The following is a 2,429-nucleotide window of genomic DNA, read 5'->3' on the forward strand; positions in this document are numbered from 1 at the left end:
GCTTGTTTGAGTATATTAACAATCTGAGTGTCGGTAAATCTTGATTTTTTCATGTCGAAATCTCCTGCTGGTATTTTAGCAGTTAGTTTCTACTTTTACGTGTTATTGTTTTTCGGGGTGATTACCGTCTTAATACGACCCAAAATTCAATTAATTACTTTCAGTCTAGAAGAATATATTACTTAACAACTCTTAATATTATTCCCAAAGTTGCAAAGGGTAATAGGCAGTTAGAATATGAGAATATATTAAACGACTTAAACTATCCTATGGAAAGTTGCTTAATGGGTATAACCAATGCCTATTATAATTTATTATTAAATTACTGCTTATCAGATTTTGAAATGTATAGTGATGGTATCTCAGCAAAACCCAATTATAACTATTACCATTTAGATGATTTTTTTCTAGAACCGCAACGTCTCTCTCTATCTGATCAACTTACGTTTCGAGCCAATCAAGTCGTATTTAATAAGAAACACCCCTTACCGAAAGGACAAATATTTTCATTCAGTGAAGTAATAGGAACAATGTCAATTTTCTCTAGTACTTTCGATAAATACAATATAAAAGAAAGTCCGAAATACAAGCTACTTGATTCTTTTATTGAAGATATCTCTATATATGTAGAAGATGATTACAATATTTTAATATCCGAGAACATCTTCAAGTCCTTAAATATTAAGTATAAAAAATTAGAACTATACAACCCTAGTGATGACTACTTTACTCTTCTAAATTCCTATTCGCCATTTCAAAAGAACAACGATACCTATTATTCAACCGTCGTTTTAGTAGGTAAGTTCGTTTACAGGGTTCTGACTGACGTACTTTCAAAAAATAAGTCGTTTCAAATCAACTCAGGATTTATTTTTGAAGATATGGTGTCAAAAATACTTGAAGAGCATGATTTTGAATTAACAAATATAACTAGGATTAATCGTAAGGAATTTGACATTATTACTTTAAAGAATAATAAAATATATAACTTTCAATGCAAAAATAGCTTTATTGATATATCCAGAGTGGGTGATGACTATATAAAAATCGGTCGTTTAAACAAAAAGCTAATCTCATACTATAATAGAGCACTTAAAAAAGAGGTGAATAGAGAGCACCTTGTTAAAGAAAAGCTCGACAATGATGTTATTGAACATTTTGTTGTTTCTAGATATCCTGTTATAACCCGAAATCAAAAAATTATTAATTTCAATAACCTTGAGAACTGGTTAAAAGACTTCAATCAATATAGTTTTTAAAGATTGAAACGATGCAAATGTCATTTAGGAATGCATCCGCATACCCAACAGTATTGGCAAAATTATGTTGGGTTTTTATGCTGTATCAACGATAGCTAAAGGCCACCTAGAGTAAAACTATTCCATCGTATAATAGCTCTTGCCAGCAACTACGATTCAGCAGCAAACCGTATATATTCCAAGCTGAGTAGCTAAAATCTCTCAAGTTTGGTTCTACAGATTTGACTGCAGAGGTCTAGTGTCTGTCTGTGTATAAACTCGTAGTTTACTAATTGAATGTTCAATTCACTATACTTTATCTTCTATTAATACCATCAAGAAATATCCTAAATACTTAAGAACGCCCGATGAAGCATAGTAATCGTCAGTAACAGCCAAGTTCTTATTAGATCGTTTACGTTTTTTCTGTACTACCCTTACCTCACAGCCATGAAAACTCTCACGAGCACCGACACGTATTGAGCTGCTCAAACTCAAGTCTTTTTTAACATCACTTACAGCTTGCTCGCTATATGCCCTAACCTGCCAATGACTGGCATCAATAAGCTGACAACCTACCAGTATAAAACTCTGTAGTATCTCAAGCTGGGCCTCCTTAATACCAAAATGAATCGATGAGTTATTTAAGTTTTGTTTGTGTGCAAATATCTCAATAAACATTCTCAACTTCTTAGGATCCTTTATAGACATCTGATACGCCCTATCTAATGCTCTAATGATTACTTCCTGGTTTTTACTACCTTTAGGCCTACCTAGTAATAGCCTGTCATCGTCGAACAGCTCACTAGCGCGCAGATATAAACATTTAGATTCATTTAGACTTATACCATGTCTAATAGCAACTTCAGGTAACAGCTGATCTCGAGAGTTTTCTTTTAACTCCTGCAGCTCCTCTAGAAAACCTATGACGTCCGCATATTTAGGATGAATGAAAATTGAATTTGTATTCGACTCTTTAAAGTCATCCAAATTACTATTTAACAGTTGCTGGCTAGTATTGTTATCAGGTTGATCTATATTCTTAAATAATGGTGTTTTATTAACAGTGAACCGCCCCGAGTATATCGGAGAGTGGATTACTTGAGTCAGGCAGCTTTGTTTGACTCATTAAGACTATCATAGTATCGTCTCTCAAACTCAAAAGGCGACACATAACCAATCGTACTATGA

General features: G+C 33.3%; 2 protein-coding genes. One reads left to right on the forward strand and one right to left on the reverse strand.

Going from position 1 to position 2,429, the window contains the following annotated elements:
• The first annotated feature begins 284 nt into the window (after window positions 1-284).
• On the forward strand, window positions 285-1,259 hold the full coding sequence (locus JMX92_RS13225) for a hypothetical protein (protein WP_201546137.1): 975 nt from the start codon (window positions 285-287) through the stop codon (window positions 1,257-1,259).
• Window positions 1,260-1,547: 288 nt separating this feature from the next.
• Here JMX92_RS13225 and JMX92_RS13230 read toward each other — a convergent pair whose 3' ends face one another.
• Window positions 1,548-2,228 (reverse strand): hypothetical protein, encoded by a 681-nt coding sequence (locus JMX92_RS13230; protein WP_201546139.1) that lies wholly within the window; start codon window positions 2,226-2,228, stop codon window positions 1,548-1,550.
• Window positions 2,229-2,429 lie beyond the last annotated feature (201 nt).

Source organism: Psychrobacter sp. H7-1 (genome assembly GCF_904846585.1).
Taxonomy (GTDB): domain Bacteria; phylum Pseudomonadota; class Gammaproteobacteria; order Pseudomonadales; family Moraxellaceae; genus Psychrobacter; species Psychrobacter raelei.

Coding starts and splice junctions, on each gene's coding strand:
- JMX92_RS13225 (WP_201546137.1), top strand. CDS start 285: ATGGGTATAACCAATGCCTATTATAATTTATTATTAAATTACTGCTTA.